This window comes from Chryseobacterium sp. SIMBA_029 (genome assembly GCF_046535275.1).
Taxonomy (GTDB): Bacteria; Bacteroidota; Bacteroidia; order Flavobacteriales; family Weeksellaceae; genus Chryseobacterium.
Genome location: NZ_JAWRXA010000542.1, coordinates 1 through 258, shown reverse-complemented (window position 1 = coordinate 258; position 258 = coordinate 1). Strand labels below are relative to the sequence as shown.

Here is a 258-nt window from a genome sequence, read left to right as displayed (position 1 = left end):
CTTTTACTTTATTATAATATCCATCTATCTTTACATAAAATCCCTTAAATACAGGATTTTCATATTTCTTCTGATAAGTAAAACCGATATCATGCTGATACGTAAACTCAGGCTCAAGGAAAGTACTTCCAACATTGGTATAATATAAATCATTGAAAGTAGGCAGCCTGAAAATCTTTTTATAGAAAGCTCTAAGAGTAAGTTCAGGAACTGCAACAGGCTGATAACTCATAAAAAGGGCAGGAGTCCATTCTCTTC

The 258-nt window shown here is 32.9% G+C and carries 1 protein-coding gene; it reads right to left on the bottom strand.

Features of this window, described 5'->3' with window-relative positions; translation table 11 throughout:
• Positions 1 to 258: TonB-dependent receptor domain-containing protein (locus SB679_RS25145; RefSeq protein WP_410705044.1), on the bottom strand; the 258-nt coding region annotated here is incomplete at both ends.